This is a genomic window from Nocardia sp. NPDC003726 (assembly GCF_053586955.1).
Window position 1 is genome coordinate 99,727 of the sequence record NZ_JBSFNF010000015.1, and the last position, 17,076, is coordinate 116,802.

Sequence of the window (17,076 nt, forward strand, 5' to 3'; positions counted from 1 at the left end):
AGCGAGTACCAGCGATCCGGGGCAGTGAATCAGTTGTCCGGCGGGAACTGACCGTTCGCCTGCACGGTGCCGCCGGTCAGCGTGAACGTCACGACGCTCGGCCCGCCCTGTGGGCAGCACAGCGGGTCGCTCTTCTCCGGCCAGCGGTACTGCACCGACACGGTGTCGCGGGTCTTGCCAAGCACTGTGGTGTACGCGTACGGCCGCGCACTCGCGGTCCCCAGATACTTTCCGCCGGCGAAGAACAGAACGTGTGTGCCGGGATGAATTCCCGGCCAGTCCACCGTCATCCAGGACAGCACGCCGGTACATCCCGCCGCGATCGGATCCTCGCTCGCCCCTTGGACCGTCCAGGACCCGCCGGGAGGGGCCGCCAATGTGGCGATCGAGGACGCCGCGAGCGCCGAGTTGGCGTCGAAGCACAGGCCGTGGCCGCTACCTTCCGGCGCCTGTTCCGCGACGGGAGACTGGGTCGTCGCGGCGGGTGATCCGGGGGCCGCCGTGGCCCCTGGAGCGCGTTCCGGCGTCACCGCTGGACCCGCCGGTGACGCGGTGGTCGTACGCCCCGCCGACGTCACGGGCCCGGCCGATGTCCCCGAGTCGGGACCGCACGCGGCCGTCGTGAGCACAACGGTCGCCGCGAGCGACACCACGGCCGATAATTTGACGTTCATCGCGAATCCCTCGGATGTTGTTGCGCAGCTGAGGGTTTCGACATTCGTTTCACGCCCGCGATCACCGGCGCGCCGGATCCGGGGGATTCGGCATCCCACCCGATACGAATGTTCTTGTCCGCCAACTGTTGTCAAAAGGTGTCGAAACGCCTGCCACGGGTGTTACAGCGATGCACCCAGCGGCAGGTTTCCGGAAGGTCGAGCTCGCCTACCGGATGACGCCGTGACGGTCGCTGGATAACACCGTGGTAACGACGGGCGCGGAGCCGACGATGGTCTGGGTGGTACGCATCTGCGGACCGAAACCTCAAGGAAGGAAGGCAGATTCGATGACTCGAATCACTCGGCTCACCATCGGCGCTCTCTTGACCGTGGCTGTGCTGTCACCCGCCGCGACGGCGCAGGCCGAGATTCCGCAACCCGCCCCCTCCGTCTCCGCGGTGGCCGGCGAGAGCGGATCGGCCAGCGGTCCCGGAAGCATCCTGTGCACCATCATCAAGCTGATGCTCATGAACCAGGGTCCCCAGTTCTGCCAGTAAGACCTACCGCACCACTCAACCTGCAAGGAGTCTCGGATGTCCGCACCATCCCGCGCTCGCCCTGTGGTGCTTCATCAGCCAATCGGCGTAGCTGTCGTCACCCACCCCGCCGGATAGACGGCGCAGGACTCAGCCCTCCGCGACTTGCCGGACTCGCTCGCTTCCATCACCAGTTCGGCGCCGACGAGCGAGTGCGAGGGTATGGTCTCCGCGTCGAAAGCGGTAGGCGATGACGAGGGATCGAGTACTGGAATGTGCCTGAACTGGCACCAGAGGTGGGCCTAGGAGGACTTGAACCTCCGACCTCTTCGTTATCAGCGAAGCGCTCTAACCGCCTGAGCTATAGGCCCGTAGTTCGCGTTGTTCGCGGTGAACAACGACGTGTAGAGACTACACAACACCTATCCGCGGAACCAAAACGGCTGGTAGGAGCCTTACCGGGGCCCGGTTGGCGGCGGTGGAGCGCCGCTGTCCCGCGCTCAGCCCCGTACCGACAGAAACGGCCGGTACCAGCCCGCTGGGCGAGTACCGGCCGTCCGGAGTGCGGTGGCTCTAGTCGGGGTCGGCCAGAGTGACCTGGATGCCGCCGACGAGGTCGCAGCACTGGTTGTAGATGAAGGTGCCAACGGTGCCGAGCGCGGTGAAGAGCACGACGTTGATCAAGCCGATCACGCCCGCGTACCCGAACACGGTACCCGCGTCGATCAGGCCGACCGAGCCGCTGTCCTGGGAGACCATGTCGGTGAACGTGTTGTTCAGCCGCTCCCACACGCCCATGCCCTCGAGCACGATGTACAGCAGGCCGACCGCCAGCATCCACACGAAGAACATCGCCACACTGATCACCAGCGAGATCTTCAGCGTCGACCAGGGATCGATGCGGCGGATCTGCACGGTGGCCCGCAGCGGCTCGCCGGAGGCGACCGCCGCGACCGCGACCGGAACCGCTGGCGACACCGGCCCTGACTGCGGGCCCGCGGCTTCGGCCTGGGGCAGCGGATGGCGGATCTCGGACAGGTCCGGCATGTCCTTGATCAGTTCCGGCCGGGCGATGCTGCGGGTGGGGCCGTCGATACCGACGGACTTCACCATCGCCGCTTCCTTGCGCGCCGCCTTGGCCGCCAGGTCGGCGGTGGTACGCGCGTTGGACGTGCTGCCGCCGAGGCCGACGCCCGCGCCGCCGGAAGTCGGGCGACCGGTGACCGGGGCCTGTCCCGGCCGGTACAGGTTGGACTGCGGCTCCCGCTGCGGCAGCTGCGCCCACCCGTCCTGATACGGCGACTGCTGTCCGCCGTTGGTGGCGCCAACCGGCTGCTTGTCCTCGTTCTCGGGCGCGGACTGCGGGGCCTGGTTGGGGATCCGCGTCGTCTTCTGGTCGAAGCGATCCTGGCCGTCACCCCCGGGAGCCTGGTCCGGCGCTCCCTGCTGCGGCGCGAAATCACCCTTTTGGTCGCGAATCTCGTGTGGTTGCGCGTTCGGCTGGTTGCCGCCGGGCTGGTTGGCAGGCTGTCCACCCGGATGCCCGCCGGACTGCGGCCCGTTCGGCTGGCCCTGCGGCCCGTTCGGCTGGCCCTGCGGGCCACCGGGCTGCGGTCCACCCGGGTGGCCGCCACCGGGGTGACCGCCGGGCTGACCGCCGCTGGGCTGGCCCTGACCGTTCTCGGCCGAGGCGACCGGCCGTGGGATCGGCCGCGGCGGGATCGGTGACGGTGCGATCCGCTCGGTCACACCGTTCGTCTGGTGCCGCTCGTCATTCGGCTGATTCGGAGTGGTCAATGGGAATCCTTAGATCCGTTCGTTGCCGCCGCTGTTGGGTTACTTCTCGGAGGAGCCGGTGTCGCCGCCACCGGAGACCTGATCGGGATCGGGCTCATCGGCGTTGCGCGCGATCGCAAGCAAGGTATCGCCCTCCGCGAGGTTCATCAATCGCACGCCCTTGGTCTGTCGTCCAGCCTTACGAACCTGCTTCGCCGCCGTCCGGATGACGCCGCCCCCGGAGGTGATCGCGTACAACTCATCATCGTCGTCGACGATGAGCGCCCCGACCAGGGTGCCACGTTTCGCGTCGAACTGGATGGTCAATACGCCTTTACCACCGCGCCCCTGCGCGGTGTACTCCTCGATCGCGGTCCGCTTCGCGTAGCCGCCGGACGTGGCGACCAGCAGATAGGTGCCGTCGCGAACCACGTTGAGCGACAACAGGGCATCGCTGTCGTTGAACCGCATGCCCTGCACGCCCGAGGTGGCGCGGCCCATCGGACGCAACGCCTCGTCGGTGGCGGAGAACCGGATCGACTGGCCGAGCGCGGAGACCAAGAGCAGGTCGTCGTCGGCCGAGCAGAGCACCGCGCCGACCAATTCGTCCTCGTCGCGCAGATTCACCGCGACGATGCCGCCGCTGCGGTTGGAGTCGAAGTCGGTCAGCTTCGACTTCTTCACCAGGCCGTTCTTGGTGGCGAGCACCAGGTACGGCGCGTCGTCGTAGGACTTGATCTGGATGATCTGGGCGATCTTCTCGTCCGGTTGGAAGGCCAGCAGGTTGGCCACGTGCTGGCCGCGCGCGGTGCGGTTGGCCTCGGGCAGCTCATAGGCCTTGGCCCGGTAGACCCGGCCCTTGTTCGTGAAGAACAGCAGCCAATCATGCGTCGAGGTGATGAAGAAGTGCTTGACGATGTCGTCCTGCTTGAGGCCGGCGCCCTGCACGCCCTTGCCGCCGCGCTTCTGGCTGCGGTACAGATCGGTCTTGGTGCGCTTGGCGTAGCCGGTCTCGGTGATCGTGACGACCACGTCCTCGCGGGCGATCAGATCCTCGTCGGCCACGTCGCCGTCGGCGGAGACGATCTGGGTGCGCCGCTCGTCGCCGTACTTGTCCACGATCTCGGCCAGCTCGTCACGCACGATCGCGCGCTGCCGCTCCGGCTTGTCGAGAATGTCCTTGTAATCGGCGATCTCGGCTTCGATCTTGGCCAGATCGTCGACGATCTTCTGCCGCTCCAGCGCCGAGAGCCGCCGCAGCTGCATGTCCAGGATCGCGGTGGCCTGGATCTCGTCGATGTCGAGCAGCTGCATCAGGCCGGTGCGCGCGGTGTCGGTGTTGGCCGAGCGGCGGATCAGCGCGATGACCTCGTCCAGCGCGTCCAGCGCCTTGACCAGGCCGCGCAGGATGTGGGCCCGCTCCTCGGCCTTGCGCAGCAGGTACCTGGTGCGCCGGATGATGACGTCCAACTGGTGGTTGACGTAGAACCGGATCATCTGGTCCAGGCGCAGCGTGCGCGGCACGCCGTCGACGATGGACAGCATGTTGGCGCCGAAGCTGGTCTGCAGCTGGGTGTGCTTGTACAGGTTGTTCAGCACGACCTTGGCGACGGCGTCGCGCTTGACCGTCACCACGATGCGCAGGCCGACGCGGTCGGAGGACTCGTCGTGGATGTCGGCGATCCCGGCGATCTTGCCGTCCTTGACCTGCTCGGCGATCGCGTTGATGAAGTTGTCGGTGTTGACCTGGTAGGGCAGCTCGGTGATGACGATCGTGGTGCGGCCGCGATTGTCCTCCTCGATCTCCACGACACCGCGCATCTTGATCGAGCCGCGGCCGGTGGTGTACGCGTCGTGGATGCCCTGGGTGCCGACGATCAGGCCGGCGGTCGGGAAGTCCGGACCCTTGATCCGCTCCATGCACGCGGCGAGGGTGGCTTCCTCGTCGGCGTCGTGGTTGTCCAGCGCCCAGTAGATGGCGTCGGCGAGCTCGGTCAGATTGTGCGGCGGGATGTTGGTCGCCATGCCGACCGCGATGCCGTTGCTGCCGTTCATCAGCATGTTCGGCACGCGGCTCGGCAGGACCACCGGTTCCTGCGTCTTGCCGTCGTAGTTGGGGATGAAATCGACCGTCTCGTGGTCGATCTCGCGCAGCATCTCCATCGCCAGCGGCGTCAGGCGGCACTCCGTGTAGCGCATGGCCGCGGCGCCGTCGTTGCCGCGGCTGCCGAAGTTGCCCTGGCCGTCCACCAGCGGGTAACGCATCGCCCACGGCTGCGCCATACGCACCAAGGTGTCGTAGATCGCCGAGTCGCCGTGCGGATGGTAATTACCCATCGTGTCCGACACCGGGCGGGCCGACTTCACGTACCCGCGATCGGGCCGGTACCCGTTGTCGTACATGGCGTAGAGGATCCGGCGATGCACCGGCTTGAGGCCGTCGCGCACCTCGGGCAGCGCGCGGCCGACGATCACGCTCATCGCGTAATCGATGTAGCTGTTCTGCATCTCCAGCTGGATGTCGACCGGTTCGACGCGGTCGCCCGCACCGTCCGGTGGCAGGGTGATGTCGGTCATGAAGTCTCCTTAACGGGGCTGACGTGCGAAACTGCCGGGCGCCTTGCCATCGGCCGCGCCTCGGGCGGGATCACACGTCGAGGAAGCGGACGTCCTTGGCGTTGCGGGTGATGAAGCTGCGGCGGGCCTCCACGTCCTCGCCCATCAGCACGCTGAACAACTCGTCGGCCGCGGCCGCGTCGTCCAACGTCACTTGACGAAGCACCCGGACACTGGGATCCATGGTGGTCTCCCAGAGTTCCTTCGGATTCATCTCGCCCAGACCCTTGTAGCGCTGGATGCCGTCGTCCTTGTTGATCTTCTTGCCCGCGGCGAGTCCGCGTTCGAGCAGGCCGTCGCGTTCCCGGTCGGAGTAGGCGAACTCCGGCTCGCTGCGCTGCCACTTCAGCTTGTACAGCGGCGGCTGCGCCAAGTACACGTGCCCGTGCTCGACCAGCGGACGCATGAAACGGAACAGCAGGGTCAGCAGCAGCGTGGAGATGTGCTGGCCGTCGACGTCGGCATCGGCCATCAGCACGATCTTGTGATACCGCAGCTTGCTGATGTCGAACTCGTCGTGGATGCCGGTGCCGAACGCGGTGATGATCGACTGGACCTCGTTGTTCTTGAGGACCTTGTCGATACGCGCCTTCTCGACGTTGATGATCTTGCCGCGCAGCGGCAGGATCGCCTGGTACATCGAGTCGCGGCCGGACTTGGCCGAGCCGCCGGCGGAGTCACCCTCCACGATGTAGATCTCGGACTTGCTCGGGTCCTTCGACCGGCAGTCGGCCAGCTTGCCAGGCAGCCCGCCGAGGTCGGTGGCGGACTTGCGCCGCACCAGCTCGCGGGCCTTGCGCGCGGCGACGCGGGCCTGCGCCGAGGACACCGCCTTGTTGACGATGGTCTTCGCGTCGGCCGGGTTGGCCTCGAACCAGTGCGTGAGGTGCTCGTTGCAGGTGCGCTGCACGAACGATTTCACCTCGGTGTTGCCCAGCTTGGTCTTGGTCTGGCCCTCGAACTGCGGCTCGCCGACCTTGACGCTCACGATGGCGGCCAGGCCCTCCCGGATGTCGTCACCGGTGAGGTTGCCGTCCTTCTCCTTGATGAGCTTCTTGTCCTTGGCGTACTTGTTGACCACCGTGGTCAGCGCCGCGCGGAAGCCCTCTTCGTGCGTGCCGCCTTCGTGGGTGTTGATGGTGTTGGCGAAGGTGTGCACCGACTCGGAGTAACCGGAGTTCCACTGCATCGCGACCTCGAGCTCGTGGCCGGTGCCCTTGCCGGTGAACGCGACGACCGAGTTGTGGATCGGCTGCTTGGTCCGGTTGATGTGGCGGACGAAGTCCTCCAGACCGCCCGGGTAGTGGTAGGTGCGGGACTTCACCTTGTGCTCGGCGGGCGCGGCGGCGTCCTCGGCGTGCTTGGGCGCCTCGGCGGTCTCGCTGACCACCTCGTCGGTGATCTCGGTGTCGCTGACCCGCTCGTCGGTGAGGACGATGGTGAGGCCCTTGTTCAGGAACGCCATCTCCTGCAACCGGCGCGCGACGGTCTCGAAGTTGAAGGTGGTGGTCTCGAAGATCTCCGGATCCGGCCAGAACCGGATGGTGGTGCCGGTCCGCTTCGTCGGCTCCCCCTGGATGAGCTTGCCTGGCTTCGCGTCCTTGTATTCCTGGGTCCAGTGGTACCCACCGGTGTCGACCTCGGCTTGCAGCCGCGTCGACAGCGCGTTGACCACGGAGATACCGACGCCGTGCAGACCGCCGGACACCGCGTAGGACTCGGAGTCGAACTTGCCGCCCGCGTGCAGCTGGGTCATGACGACCTCGATGGTGGGGATGCCCTGCGCGTGCATCTCCACGGGGATGCCCCGGCCGTCGTCGATCACTTCGACGCCGCCGTCGGCCAGCAGGGTGACCTCGACCTTCGTCGCGTATCCGGCCATCGCCTCGTCGACGGAGTTGTCGACGACCTCCCAGATCAGGTGGTGCAGACCGCGCTCACCGGTGGAGCCGATGTACATGCCCGGACGCTTGCGAACCGCCTCGAGTCCCTCGAGTACCGTGATGGAGGAGGCACCGTAGTCCTGCTTCCCGGTCGCTCTGGTCGAACCCGATGCGTTGGAGTCTTTGGCAGCCACTGGTCGGTAGCTCTCCTTACTTGCTGATCCCGGCATAGAGCGATCGGACAGCACACGTGGGGCCCTGGTGATGCCTGCTGGAGAATTAGGGTCCACGCGCGGACTGTGCGGAACGCGCCGAAGGTATCGCCGCTAGTTACGTCACCATCCTACTGGTACAGCCAACTTACAACCCACCTCCGACACCCCTCACGGCGGCGTAGATGCGAGAAATCGGAATTCGGCGACTCGGTTGCGCCTTCCGCCGGTTTCGATCCATCAGAAGTGGGCTGAGAGATGCGTTGACAGGTGGCGGTTTCGAGGCGCGAGGATCAGGCAGCGGCGTCGATCCTGGCGATGAACGCGGCGGTGTGGCGCGCCAGCTCCGCCGGGTGTGAGATCGGCGACCAATGCCGCGCGGGGATCTCGACCCGGCTCAGCCGCGGCACCCACCGGTCGGCCTCGGCGTTCGCCACGGGCCGCACGGCGCGGTCGCCGGTGGCCACGATCAACTGAACGGGCACTCCGATCGGGCGCGGCCGCGGATGGCGCAGGCGGGTCCGGATGTTCGCGCGATAGAGCTTCAGGTTGTTGACCATATCGGTGCGCAGCGTCGGCGCCGTCTCCACCAGGGCGGGATCCAGACCGTCGAAGAACCCGAGGAAACGCGGCCAGCGACCGGACAGCACGCGAAGAACCGGGTCCGGCAGCTTGGGAATCTGAAAGGCGACGGTGTAGGCCGATGCCACGGCCTGGGCCAGCGCGCCGCGCAGCCGCGCCGCGGTGAGCGGACCACGCAGATACGCGCCGAGGAAATCCAGATTCGGGCCGGACACCGAGGTGAAGGACGCGATCACCGACGCGGCGTCCGAGGCGGCCACGACCTCCCATCCGAGCACCGACCCCCAGTCGTGTCCGAGGATGTGCACCCGTTCACCGGGCGCGACCGCGGCGATGACCGCGCGGACGTCGGCCGCGAGCTCTTCGATCCGGTAGGCCTCGACCGCTTCCGGCGCCGAACTGTTTCCCGCGCCCCGGTTGTCGAAGGCGATCACGCGATGACGCCCGCCGAGCAGGGCCGCCACCCTGCTCCACAGCAGATGGGTATCGGGCCAGCCGTGGATCAGCAGCACCGGCACCCCCTCGGGATTGCCGCATTCGTAGACCGCGAGCTCCACGTCGCCCCGGCGAACCGTACGGGTCGAGGTCGCGGGAAACGGGCCGACCGAGGTGGTGATCGTCATCGAGATTCCTTCTGCGCGGACGCTTTCGATCCGACGCCGAGGCTTTTCCGGGGACGTCGAACCGGGGCGTTCCACGTGAAACGCCGCTTCCAGATAAACGTAACACCCAGTATCAGGTACTTGCCACCGTGATCAGCCGTAGGTGTCGCGCGGTCCGCGACCTTTGATGTGACGCTCTCCTTTGCGCCAGCTCGGCGCGGCGGGGCCGGAGATCTTCAGCGAGGTCACCACGCCTTGGCCCACCGCCGCATTGATCTTCGCGAGGATCTGGCTCTGCAGCATGCGCAGCTGAGTCGCCCATGCGGTGGATTCGGCCGAGATGCTCAACACGCCGTCTTTCAGGGTGACCGGCGTGGCGTGCGCGGCGATGTCCTCCCCGACCACTCCCGACCAGCGACCGAAGACCATGCCTTCGGCGACCTTCCCCGACCAGCCGCGACTTCTCGCGATGGAGCCGGCCAGCTTGGACAAAAGCTGTGGATCGCGGTCGTCCGGACCCGCGCCCGACCATCCGGTGCGCCTGCGGGCGCCCGTCCGCAGCCTGCGCTGCGGCGATGAGCGCCCCTGGCCGACGGATTTTCCGCTCGCCCGTGCCGCCGCGCGCGCTTCCTCCAGGGCACGCCGCGCGAGGTCGATTCCGCGCAATTCGGGTTCCGATCCCGCGGATCCGGGCTCCCCGGACTGATCGCTCATCGTCCTCCTGCCTCCGTGTCCGATGATTTGTCCCCAGCTTCGATCAAGTTGTCCCCAACGGTTGCTTGAGATTGCCAGCCCCCCGGATCCGGTCCGATTCCTACCGAGGACACCCGGGCGAATAGCCTGTTCCACGCCCAAAACGGCGGTTTTGCGGCAAAGTTCTTCAACTTGCTCAGCTGTTGCTGACGCGGGTTCGGAGAGAGTGGGGCAGTCATGATCGGACGAGTTTTCCACAGGTGTTGGGGAATCGGTCTCAGCTGTTGAGAACTCGATCGGCGTTATCGACGACAGGTCACTGTAGTGGACCTGGGCGGTGGATGGCGATCTGCGCACTTCGCCTGCGGATGGCTACGGCGCCTGCGACTCGGTCGAACCGGTGACCGGATCGCCTTCGCCCTCGGTTGCCGAAGGCGTGGCATGCTCGTGCCGCCGCTCGCCGTCGAAATCGCTGTCGCCCGGCCGGTCCGCGGCGAGGATCCGCGACACACGGCCGTCGGGGCCGCCCGCCGTCTCGACGCGCAGCGGCACGGCGGCGAGTTCGGCGGGCACGTCCTCCGGCACGGCCGCCGTGATCAGCACTTGTTCCGCGCCCGCAGCTACGGCCGCCAGCGCGGCGCGGCGACGGCGATCGAGCTCGGCGAACACGTCGTCGAGCAGCAGTACCGGTTCGGCGCCGGTGGCGCGCAGCAGTTCGAACGCCCCCAAGCGCAGAGCCAGGGCGAACGACCAGGACTCCCCGTGACTGGCGAAACCTTTCGCGGGCGAATCGCCCAGGATCAGATCCAGTTCGTCGCGGTGCGGACCGATCAGGCAGACACCGCGCTCGAGTTCCCTCGGTCGCGCGGCGGCGAGTTCGCGCAGCAGGATCGCTTCGAGCTCCTCGGTGTCCTCCGGGCGCGGCGGCCTGGCCGGATCCAAGAACTCCTGAGGCAGCGCTGCGCTGCGATAGGCGATCGAGGCGGGCCGCGATTCGGGGGCGATCGACGCATAGGACTGGGCGAGATAGGGCGCGAGATCGTGCACCAACCGCAGCCTTTGGGCGAGCAGGACGGACGCGTGCGCGGCGAGGTGCCCGTCCCACACGTCCAGAGTGCTCAGATCGGCCTTCGACCTGGCTTGCCGCCCCGCGGTTTTCAACAGCGCCGAGCGCTGGCGCAGCACCCGGTCGTAGTCGCCGCGAACCGCGGCCAGTCTGGGGAGCCGAGTTGTGCACAACTCGTCCATGAATCGACGGCGCTCGCCGGGATCGCCGCGAACCAGCGCGAGATCCTCCGGAGCGAACAGGACCGTCTGCAGGATCCCCAAAATCTCCCGGGGCCGGCGGACCGGTGAGCGGTTGATCTGCGCGCGGTTCGCACTGCCCTGATTGAGCTCGACATCGATGCGCAGTTCGCGGCCGGTATTGACCACCGTGGCGCCGATCCGGGCTCGCTCGGTCCCGGTGCGGATCAACGGCGCTTCCGAAGCCACCCGATGCGACCCGAGCGTGGCCAGGTAGCCGATCGCTTCCAGCAGGTTCGTCTTGCCGTTGCCGTTCGATCCCAAGAAAACGGTTCGACCTGGGGATAATTCCAGCTCCGCATGCTCCCACGAGCGGAAATCACGCAGCGACAGCGCTCGGACGAACATCCGCTATCGCGCTCCTGCCTGCGTCGAAGCGAACATTCCCGCAGTTCGACGCATTGCTTCCGCAGCTTGCGCAGACCGCGCGGCGAGCCACGGCCCTGTGGAACACCTGTGGATAAAGTGCGTCCTCAACGGTGCGGAGGTCGATTCCTCCGACGTCGCTGCGCGGTTTCCAGCGTCGTCACCGCTCGTTCGCGCTGGATCACGCGGAGCGGATCCGCCGGAAACCAGGTCGTGCACAGGCGATCAGCCCGGGAGCCGGACCGGCATCAGCAGATAGATGTACGGGCTCGACAGCGCCGCGAACGATCCGGAGTCGAGCACTTCCGGCTCTTCCTCCGAGGCGGGCAGCAGCACGGCGGGCCTGCTCGGCGTGGTGAAGCCGAAGGTGACCCGGTCGGCGTGCAGCGCGGACAGACCGTCGATGAGATAACCCGGATTGAACGCGATGGTCAGGGATTCGCCGCGGAAATCCGCCTCCAGCCACTCCTCGGCCCGGCCCGCGTCGTCGCCGCCCGCGGACAGCAGCAGGCCGTCGGCGGAGAACTCCAGCCGCACCTGCGCGCCACGTTCGGCGACCAGCGCGACGCGCTTGATGGCCTCGGTGAGCGCGGCGACGGCCAGGGTGGCGATCGAGGTGTGCTCCTTGGGGAGCAACTGACGGAACTTGGGGAATTCCGCGTCCAGCAGGCGGGTGGTGGTCCTGCGGCCCGCGTTCACGATGCCGAGCAGGCCGTCCGACCCCGTGCCGGTGCCGAGGGACAGCTGGACGGGCGCGTCGGAGGGGCCGAGCGTCTTGGCGGCCTCCGAGAGCGTTCTGGCCGGAATGAGCACCGAGGTCTCGATATCGGCCCGCGCCGGCTGCCATTCGATGTGCCGGACGGCGAGGCGGAACCGGTCGGTGGCCGCGAGCACGACCTGCGCCCCTTCGATCTCGACCCGGATACCGGTCAGCATGGGCAGGGTGTCGTCGCGGCCAGCGGCGACGGCGACCTGGCCGACCGCCTCCGCGAAAACATCCACACTCAGCGCACCGGTCTGCTCGGGAACTTCGGGCAGCTGGGGATAATCCTCCACCGGCATGGTCGGCAGGGAGAACTTCGCGCTGCCGCAGGTGATCAGCACGCGGGTGCCGTCGACGGAGACGTCGACGGGCTTGTTGGACAGCGCCTTGGTGATGTCGGCGAGCAGGCGTCCGGAGACCAGCACCTGGCCGGGGCCTGCGACCTCGGCCGCGACGCGCACCTGGGCGGAGACCTCGTAGTCGAAACCGGAGACGGTCAGGCCGTCCTCGTCGGCGACCAGCAGCACGCCGCCGAGTACCGGAACCGGCGGCCGGGACGGAAGACTGCGCGCCACCCAGGCGACGGACTCGGCGAAATCCTCGCGGGCGACCCGAAACTTCATGCTTGCAAGCTCCATGGCCCGATCTGTCCTCTCCCGGTTCCGTGATCTGTTGTCGGCTCGTCAGTGTCGGTGCTCGAAAGGGTCCTGCCGAATCGGCCGCCCTCGAAGTCTGGCACAGGCGACCGACATCAAACCGTACCCGCGCGAGGGACGTGCACCTAGCCCGACCCTCCGGTGCCGCGGATGGCCGAGCGTGAGCGAAGGCGAGTGGGGCAGGCGAGGGCGGATCGAGGAGGGCGCGCAGCGAAGCGCGTGAAGCCCCATGGCGATCGGACACGAGAACCGCGATCCGGGTCCGGGTCTGTCCCGTCGTCCTTGCCGGAAACCGGGAGCGCACCGCGACGTGCGTCGCTCGGCCGACTTTCCACACACCCTGTTTTGAAGAGAGATCTCTAATGAGAAGAACTGAAGTAGTAGTAGGCGCTGTGGATTCTGTGGACTGCGGCCGAAACCGCTGTTCAGGGGGCGTGGTGCCGTGGGGATGACCGCTGAGTGTCTCGAGGATGAACACCGGGCGTCTGTGGAGGTTCCGCGGTTGTCCCGGATTCATCCTCGAGCGCTCCCCGAGTTGTTCCACTGGTTTCACCCGGTTGTGCACACATGTGCACGAAATCGTGGACAGCTCGAGGATTCCTCGAGGACTCCACATCAATTCCTCGAGGAATCCACAAGGCCAGACCGGACACTCCCCTGGTCAGCGGCTGTGCGTAAGTCTGCCTGGGGAGATTGTTGAATTCGCCCTGTGAGGCAACCCGCGGGGGCGGTCGCCCCGACCTGTGCACGAATCGGTGGACAAACCGGTGGATTCCTCGAGGAGTCCACAAGGATTCCTCGAGGAATCCACAACCACAAAAAAGCACCGCCCCAGGTCAGGGGCGGTGCTCAGGTGTGGATGAGGCTCAGCGGGAGCGCTGCTTGATCCGGGCTGTGAGTTCCTGCACCTGGTCGTAGACGCGGCGGCGCTCGGTCATCTCCTTGCGCACCTTCTTCTCCGCGTACATCACCGTGGTGTGGTCGCGGCCGAACGCCTGGCCGATCTTCGGCAGGGACAGGTCGGTCAGCTCGCGGCAGAGGTACATGGCGATCTGCCTGGCTTGGGCCAGCGGCCGCGCTTTGCCGGGACCGGTGAGTTCTTCGAGCGTGGTGTTGAAGTACTCCGCCGTGACGGCCATGATCGTGGCCGCGTTGATCTCCAGGGCGGCGGTGTCCGGCATCAGATCGCGCAGCACCACTTCCGCCAGCGGAAGATCCAGCGGCTGGCCGTTCAACGAGGCGAAGGCGGTCACCCGGATGAGCGCGCCCTCCAGCTCGCGGATGTTGCGCTCCACCCGGCTGGCGATCAGCTCGAGCACGTCGTGCGGCACATCGAGCCGGTCCATCCGCGCCTTCTTGCGCAGGATGGCGATGCGTGTCTCCAGCTCCGGCGGCTGGACGTCGGTGATCAGCCCCCATTCGAACCGCGTCCGCAACCGCTCTTCGAGCGTGGCCAGCTGCTTGGGCGGGCGATCCGAGGAGACGACGATCTGCTTGTTCGCGTTGTGCAGTGTGTTGAAGGTGTGGAAGAACTCCTCTTGGATGCCTTCCTTGCCCTCGATGAACTGGATGTCGTCGACCAGCAGGATGTCGGTTTCGCGGTAGCGGCGCTTGAACGCGACCTTGCGGTCGTCGCGCAGGCTGTTGATGAAGTCGTTGGTGAACTCTTCGGTCGAGACATACTTCACCCGCATGCCGGGGAAGAGCCGCTGTGCGTAATGGCCCGCCGCGTGCAGCAGATGGGTCTTGCCCAATCCCGAAGCGCCCCAGACGAAAAGGGGGTTGTAGGCGCGGGCCGGGGCTTCGGCGATGGCGACCGCCGCGGCGTGCGCGAAGCGGTTGGACGCGCCGATGACGAAGGTCTCGAAGGTGTACTTCGCATTGAGACTGGCCGAGGACGTCGACGGAGCGGGCGATTCCTGCGACTTGGCGAAGTAGGTGGGCCAAGAGTTGCGGACGTTCACCACGGGCTCGTCGTCCTGCTCGCCGCGCGGGTCGCCCACCGGCTCCCGCACCGGCTCGTGCGCGAGGCCCGTGTCGTCGTCGGCGGTCTCGCGCATCGGCGCACGCAGTGGGCCGCGCACACCGGCCGGCGACGGCTCGGGCGTGAACAGTGACTCCTGCCCCGGCGGGATGGCAGGCTCCCGTCGCGGCGGAAGCCCGGGTTCGCGGCGCGGCGCGGCGTCTTGCCCGGACATCATGGGCAGTTCGGCCGTCGTGGCGTACTCGCCGCGCGGCGGATAGTCGGCGTGCGCGTACTCCGGCTGGCGGTACTCCTCCGGCGCGGCGAAGTCCTGCCCGTACTCGGCGCCGGGGTAGTCGGAGCCGTCGTTGTACCCGGACGCCGCGGGGAAGTCGGTGGGCTGTGCATAACGCGGCCCCGGGTAGGCATCGCGTCCGGGGAACTCCGAACCCGGGTAGGCGGCCGGAGCCCGTCCCTCCCGAGTGCGCTCCGGCCTGCTCGTCATCCGTGCGTGCCGCGGCGTGTTGCTCTGCCGGTCGACGGTCGGTGTGGTCGGGGCGGCGATACGCACGCCGAGTCCTTCCACCTGAGGGCCGAGCCGGCGGCCGAGAGAGCGGAGGATGGGCTCGCGCAGATCGCGTTCGATGGCCTCCTGTGCCAGCGACGACGGCACGGAAAGCAGCGCGAATCCCTGTGCGACCGTCAGCGGCTTGACCAGCTTGAGCCAGGCCTGCTGTGCTCGGGTCACCGGAGGAATGGCGCCGTCGGGCGACCCGGTGGTCAGCTCGGTGACCACCTCGGGCCACACCGTGGCCAGCACGTTCTGCTCGTCGTCCATGCAGTTTCCTCCCCGGAGTAGGTCGATAGGAGCAGACGGCCGGGGCACGCGGGGAGTGTGATGCTCGGGGTCGGTCCCGTGATCCTGCGTACGTCCGTAACCGGTTCGGACGCTGCCCGGGTCCCCCATCTGGACAGCGGCGTGGCACCGTCGGCCCTACGAATATGCCACTCCAGGGGTCTTTCCACACAATTATCCACAGATGTGGAGAACCCTGGGGAGCTGTGGAACGCGCACACGCGCGGGAAGGGCAACGCCACGACCTGCGGTTCTGCAGCAATCGCCTGGCTAAGTACCTTAGTGGCGTGGGGCGGGCGATGGCTAGGGGTGTGGACGAACTCACGATCGTCACCGGAACGCCGAGTCCGGCGAGCCCGATTCGGCCTGGTCACCGGAGGCGAGCGAAGAGGTGGGCCGAGTTTGACCCGTCCCGAGCCGATCAGTACCCTCGTACAGTCACCCCTTGGTGCGGTGGCGGTCTTGTGCTGACCGCGTTTAGGTCGTGATCGACCGACTGTGCGCCAGGACCGACGCGCGCCGATGATGACCAGACCTGCGATTCATTCGCGCAATACACGTATCACCGACAACTTCGGGCACTACTCGGTGCCCGCCTACTCGAGGAGTGTTGACCGTGGCCAAGGGCAAGCGGACGTTCCAGCCGAACAACCGTCGTCGGGCGCGGGTTCACGGCTTCCGCCTCCGGATGCGCACCCGTGCGGGCCGCGCCATCGTCTCGGCGCGTCGCCGTAAGGGCCGCGCTTCCCTCACTGCCTGATCCTCGCTCTCGGACGCTCGGGTGTTGCCTGAGCCGTATCGGTTGCATCATCGTGCCGACTTCTCCCGGACGGTGCGCCGCGGCCAGCGAATCGGGAGGCGTGATCTGGTCGTGCATGCGCTCGCACACGGGTATGACGGAGTCGTGGGCGCGAATGGACGACACGATCAGATCCCGGGCGATGTGCTGGTCCGCGTAGGCGGACCGCGCTTCGGGTTGATCGTCAGCAAGGCGGTGGGCAACGCGGTGATTCGACATCGCGTCGCCCGCCGCCTGCGTCATATGTGCGCCCAGGTGGTCGACGAAGTGCCCGCCGAGACCGATGTCGTCATCCGCGCGCTTCCCGGCGCCGCGACCGCGTCGTCGGAGGACCTGCTGCGCCAGTTGCGCACCGCACTGCGCAAGCTCGGCGTCGGCGCCAAGGCGGGTATGTCGACGGGCGGCCCGGCATGAGCCTCTGGGCGAAAATCGCCGGACTGCCTGCGAACGTGCTGATCTTTTCGATCGAGCTTTATCGGACCTACGTCTCCCCCACCCGCATGCCGGTGTGCCGATTCACCCCGACCTGTAGCGAGTACGCGGTGACCGCACTGCGCACTCGGGGCCTGTTGATGGGGCTCGTATTGACGGTCGTGCGCTTGGCCAAATGCGCACCCTGGCACCCTGGTGGGTGGGATCCCGTCCCGGAGCGGAAGCGGAGCACGCATGGCGCCGAGCCGGCGGACGGGGCAGCGACCGACGCGACGTCGCAGGAGACGAGCCTGCCCGCCGGACCGCGGTCGGAGCCGAAAGCTTGTAAAGGATCGCCGCACGCGGTGATCGGCGACACGAACGACGGGAGTGCATAGAGC

At 67.2% G+C, this 17,076-nt stretch carries 13 protein-coding genes and 1 tRNA gene; 4 read left to right on the forward strand and 10 right to left on the reverse strand.

The genetic code is table 11. From position 1 onward, the window contains the following. Positions 1 to 29: 29 nt before the first annotated feature. Complete coding sequence (locus tag ACWDMM_RS20495; protein WP_357106889.1) at positions 30 to 674, reverse strand: LppP/LprE family lipoprotein; 645 nt, start codon at positions 672 to 674, stop codon at positions 30 to 32. 329 nt (positions 675 to 1,003) lie between these two features. Between ACWDMM_RS20495 and ACWDMM_RS20500 the strand changes: the two genes are divergently transcribed. Then, a complete protein-coding gene (locus ACWDMM_RS20500; RefSeq protein ID WP_195079583.1) occupies positions 1,004 to 1,213 on the forward strand; it encodes a hypothetical protein in 210 nt (69 codons plus the stop codon). A gap of 276 nt (positions 1,214 to 1,489) precedes the next feature. Here the strand turns inward: ACWDMM_RS20500 and ACWDMM_RS20505 are convergent. From ACWDMM_RS20505 to dnaA, 9 genes are all read right to left on the reverse strand, one after another. Beyond that, positions 1,490 to 1,563, reverse strand: a tRNA-Ile gene (locus ACWDMM_RS20505). Positions 1,564 to 1,765: 202 nt separating this feature from the next. Continuing rightward, positions 1,766 to 2,989 (reverse strand): DUF3566 domain-containing protein, encoded by a 1,224-nt coding sequence (locus tag ACWDMM_RS20510; protein WP_357106886.1) that lies wholly within the window; start codon positions 2,987 to 2,989, stop codon positions 1,766 to 1,768. A 39-nt stretch (positions 2,990 to 3,028) separates the two neighbouring features. Further along, complete coding sequence (gene gyrA / locus ACWDMM_RS20515; RefSeq protein ID WP_195079582.1) at positions 3,029 to 5,545, reverse strand: DNA gyrase subunit A; 2,517 nt, start codon at positions 5,543 to 5,545, stop codon at positions 3,029 to 3,031. A gap of 70 nt (positions 5,546 to 5,615) precedes the next feature. Then, positions 5,616 to 7,661, reverse strand: coding sequence for a DNA topoisomerase (ATP-hydrolyzing) subunit B (gyrB, locus tag ACWDMM_RS20520; RefSeq protein ID WP_067810250.1), 2,046 nt, complete (start codon positions 7,659 to 7,661; stop codon positions 5,616 to 5,618). A 311-nt stretch (positions 7,662 to 7,972) separates the two neighbouring features. Further along, positions 7,973 to 8,884 carry an alpha/beta fold hydrolase gene (locus ACWDMM_RS20525; protein ID WP_195079581.1) on the reverse strand — a complete coding sequence of 304 codons (912 nt, stop codon included), beginning with the start codon at positions 8,882 to 8,884 and terminating at the stop codon, positions 7,973 to 7,975. A gap of 132 nt (positions 8,885 to 9,016) precedes the next feature. Continuing rightward, positions 9,017 to 9,577 carry a DUF721 family protein gene (locus ACWDMM_RS20530; protein WP_195079580.1) on the reverse strand — a complete coding sequence of 187 codons (561 nt, stop codon included), beginning with the start codon at positions 9,575 to 9,577 and terminating at the stop codon, positions 9,017 to 9,019. Between the two features lie 351 nt (positions 9,578 to 9,928). Beyond that, positions 9,929 to 11,209 (reverse strand): DNA replication/repair protein RecF, encoded by a 1,281-nt coding sequence (gene recF / locus ACWDMM_RS20535; RefSeq protein WP_357106881.1) that lies wholly within the window; start codon positions 11,207 to 11,209, stop codon positions 9,929 to 9,931. 243 nt (positions 11,210 to 11,452) lie between these two features. Next, a complete protein-coding gene (gene dnaN / locus ACWDMM_RS20540; protein WP_195079578.1) occupies positions 11,453 to 12,628 on the reverse strand; it encodes a DNA polymerase III subunit beta in 1,176 nt (391 codons plus the stop codon). Positions 12,629 to 13,512: 884 nt separating this feature from the next. After that, complete coding sequence (dnaA, locus tag ACWDMM_RS20545; RefSeq protein WP_449938886.1) at positions 13,513 to 15,576, reverse strand: chromosomal replication initiator protein DnaA; 2,064 nt, start codon at positions 15,574 to 15,576, stop codon at positions 13,513 to 13,515. Positions 15,577 to 16,081: 505 nt separating this feature from the next. Between dnaA and rpmH the strand changes: the two genes are divergently transcribed. Genes rpmH through yidD form a run of 3 tightly spaced genes read left to right on the forward strand, consistent with a single transcriptional unit; the run spans position 16,082 to position 17,073 of the window. Continuing rightward, on the forward strand, positions 16,082 to 16,225 hold the full coding sequence (rpmH, locus tag ACWDMM_RS20550; protein ID WP_006550910.1) for a 50S ribosomal protein L34: 144 nt from the start codon (positions 16,082 to 16,084) through the stop codon (positions 16,223 to 16,225). A gap of 21 nt (positions 16,226 to 16,246) precedes the next feature. Further along, positions 16,247 to 16,678 carry a ribonuclease P protein component gene (gene rnpA, locus ACWDMM_RS20555; RefSeq protein ID WP_195079576.1) on the forward strand — a complete coding sequence of 144 codons (432 nt, stop codon included), beginning with the start codon at positions 16,247 to 16,249 and terminating at the stop codon, positions 16,676 to 16,678. After that, positions 16,675 to 17,073: a membrane protein insertion efficiency factor YidD gene (yidD, locus tag ACWDMM_RS20560; protein ID WP_195079575.1), complete on the forward strand. Its 399-nt coding sequence runs from the start codon at positions 16,675 to 16,677 to the stop codon at positions 17,071 to 17,073. Before rnpA ends, yidD begins: the two co-directional genes overlap by 4 nt. The last annotated feature ends 3 nt before the right edge of the window (positions 17,074 to 17,076 follow it).

Coding starts and splice junctions, on each gene's coding strand:
- ACWDMM_RS20495 (WP_357106889.1), bottom strand. CDS start 674: ATGAACGTCAAATTATCGGCCGTGGTGTCGCTCGCGGCGACCGTTGTG.
- ACWDMM_RS20500 (WP_195079583.1), top strand. CDS start 1,004: ATGACTCGAATCACTCGGCTCACCATCGGCGCTCTCTTGACCGTGGCT.
- gyrA (WP_195079582.1), bottom strand. CDS start 5,545: ATGACCGACATCACCCTGCCACCGGACGGTGCGGGCGACCGCGTCGAA.
- ACWDMM_RS20525 (WP_195079581.1), bottom strand. CDS start 8,884: ATGACGATCACCACCTCGGTCGGCCCGTTTCCCGCGACCTCGACCCGT.
- ACWDMM_RS20530 (WP_195079580.1), bottom strand. CDS start 9,577: ATGAGCGATCAGTCCGGGGAGCCCGGATCCGCGGGATCGGAACCCGAA.
- recF (WP_357106881.1), bottom strand. CDS start 11,209: ATGTTCGTCCGAGCGCTGTCGCTGCGTGATTTCCGCTCGTGGGAGCAT.
- dnaN (WP_195079578.1), bottom strand. CDS start 12,628: ATGGAGCTTGCAAGCATGAAGTTTCGGGTCGCCCGCGAGGATTTCGCC.
- dnaA (WP_449938886.1), bottom strand. CDS start 15,576: ATGGGGGACCCGGGCAGCGTCCGAACCGGTTACGGACGTACGCAGGAT.
- yidD (WP_195079575.1), top strand. CDS start 16,675: ATGAGCCTCTGGGCGAAAATCGCCGGACTGCCTGCGAACGTGCTGATC.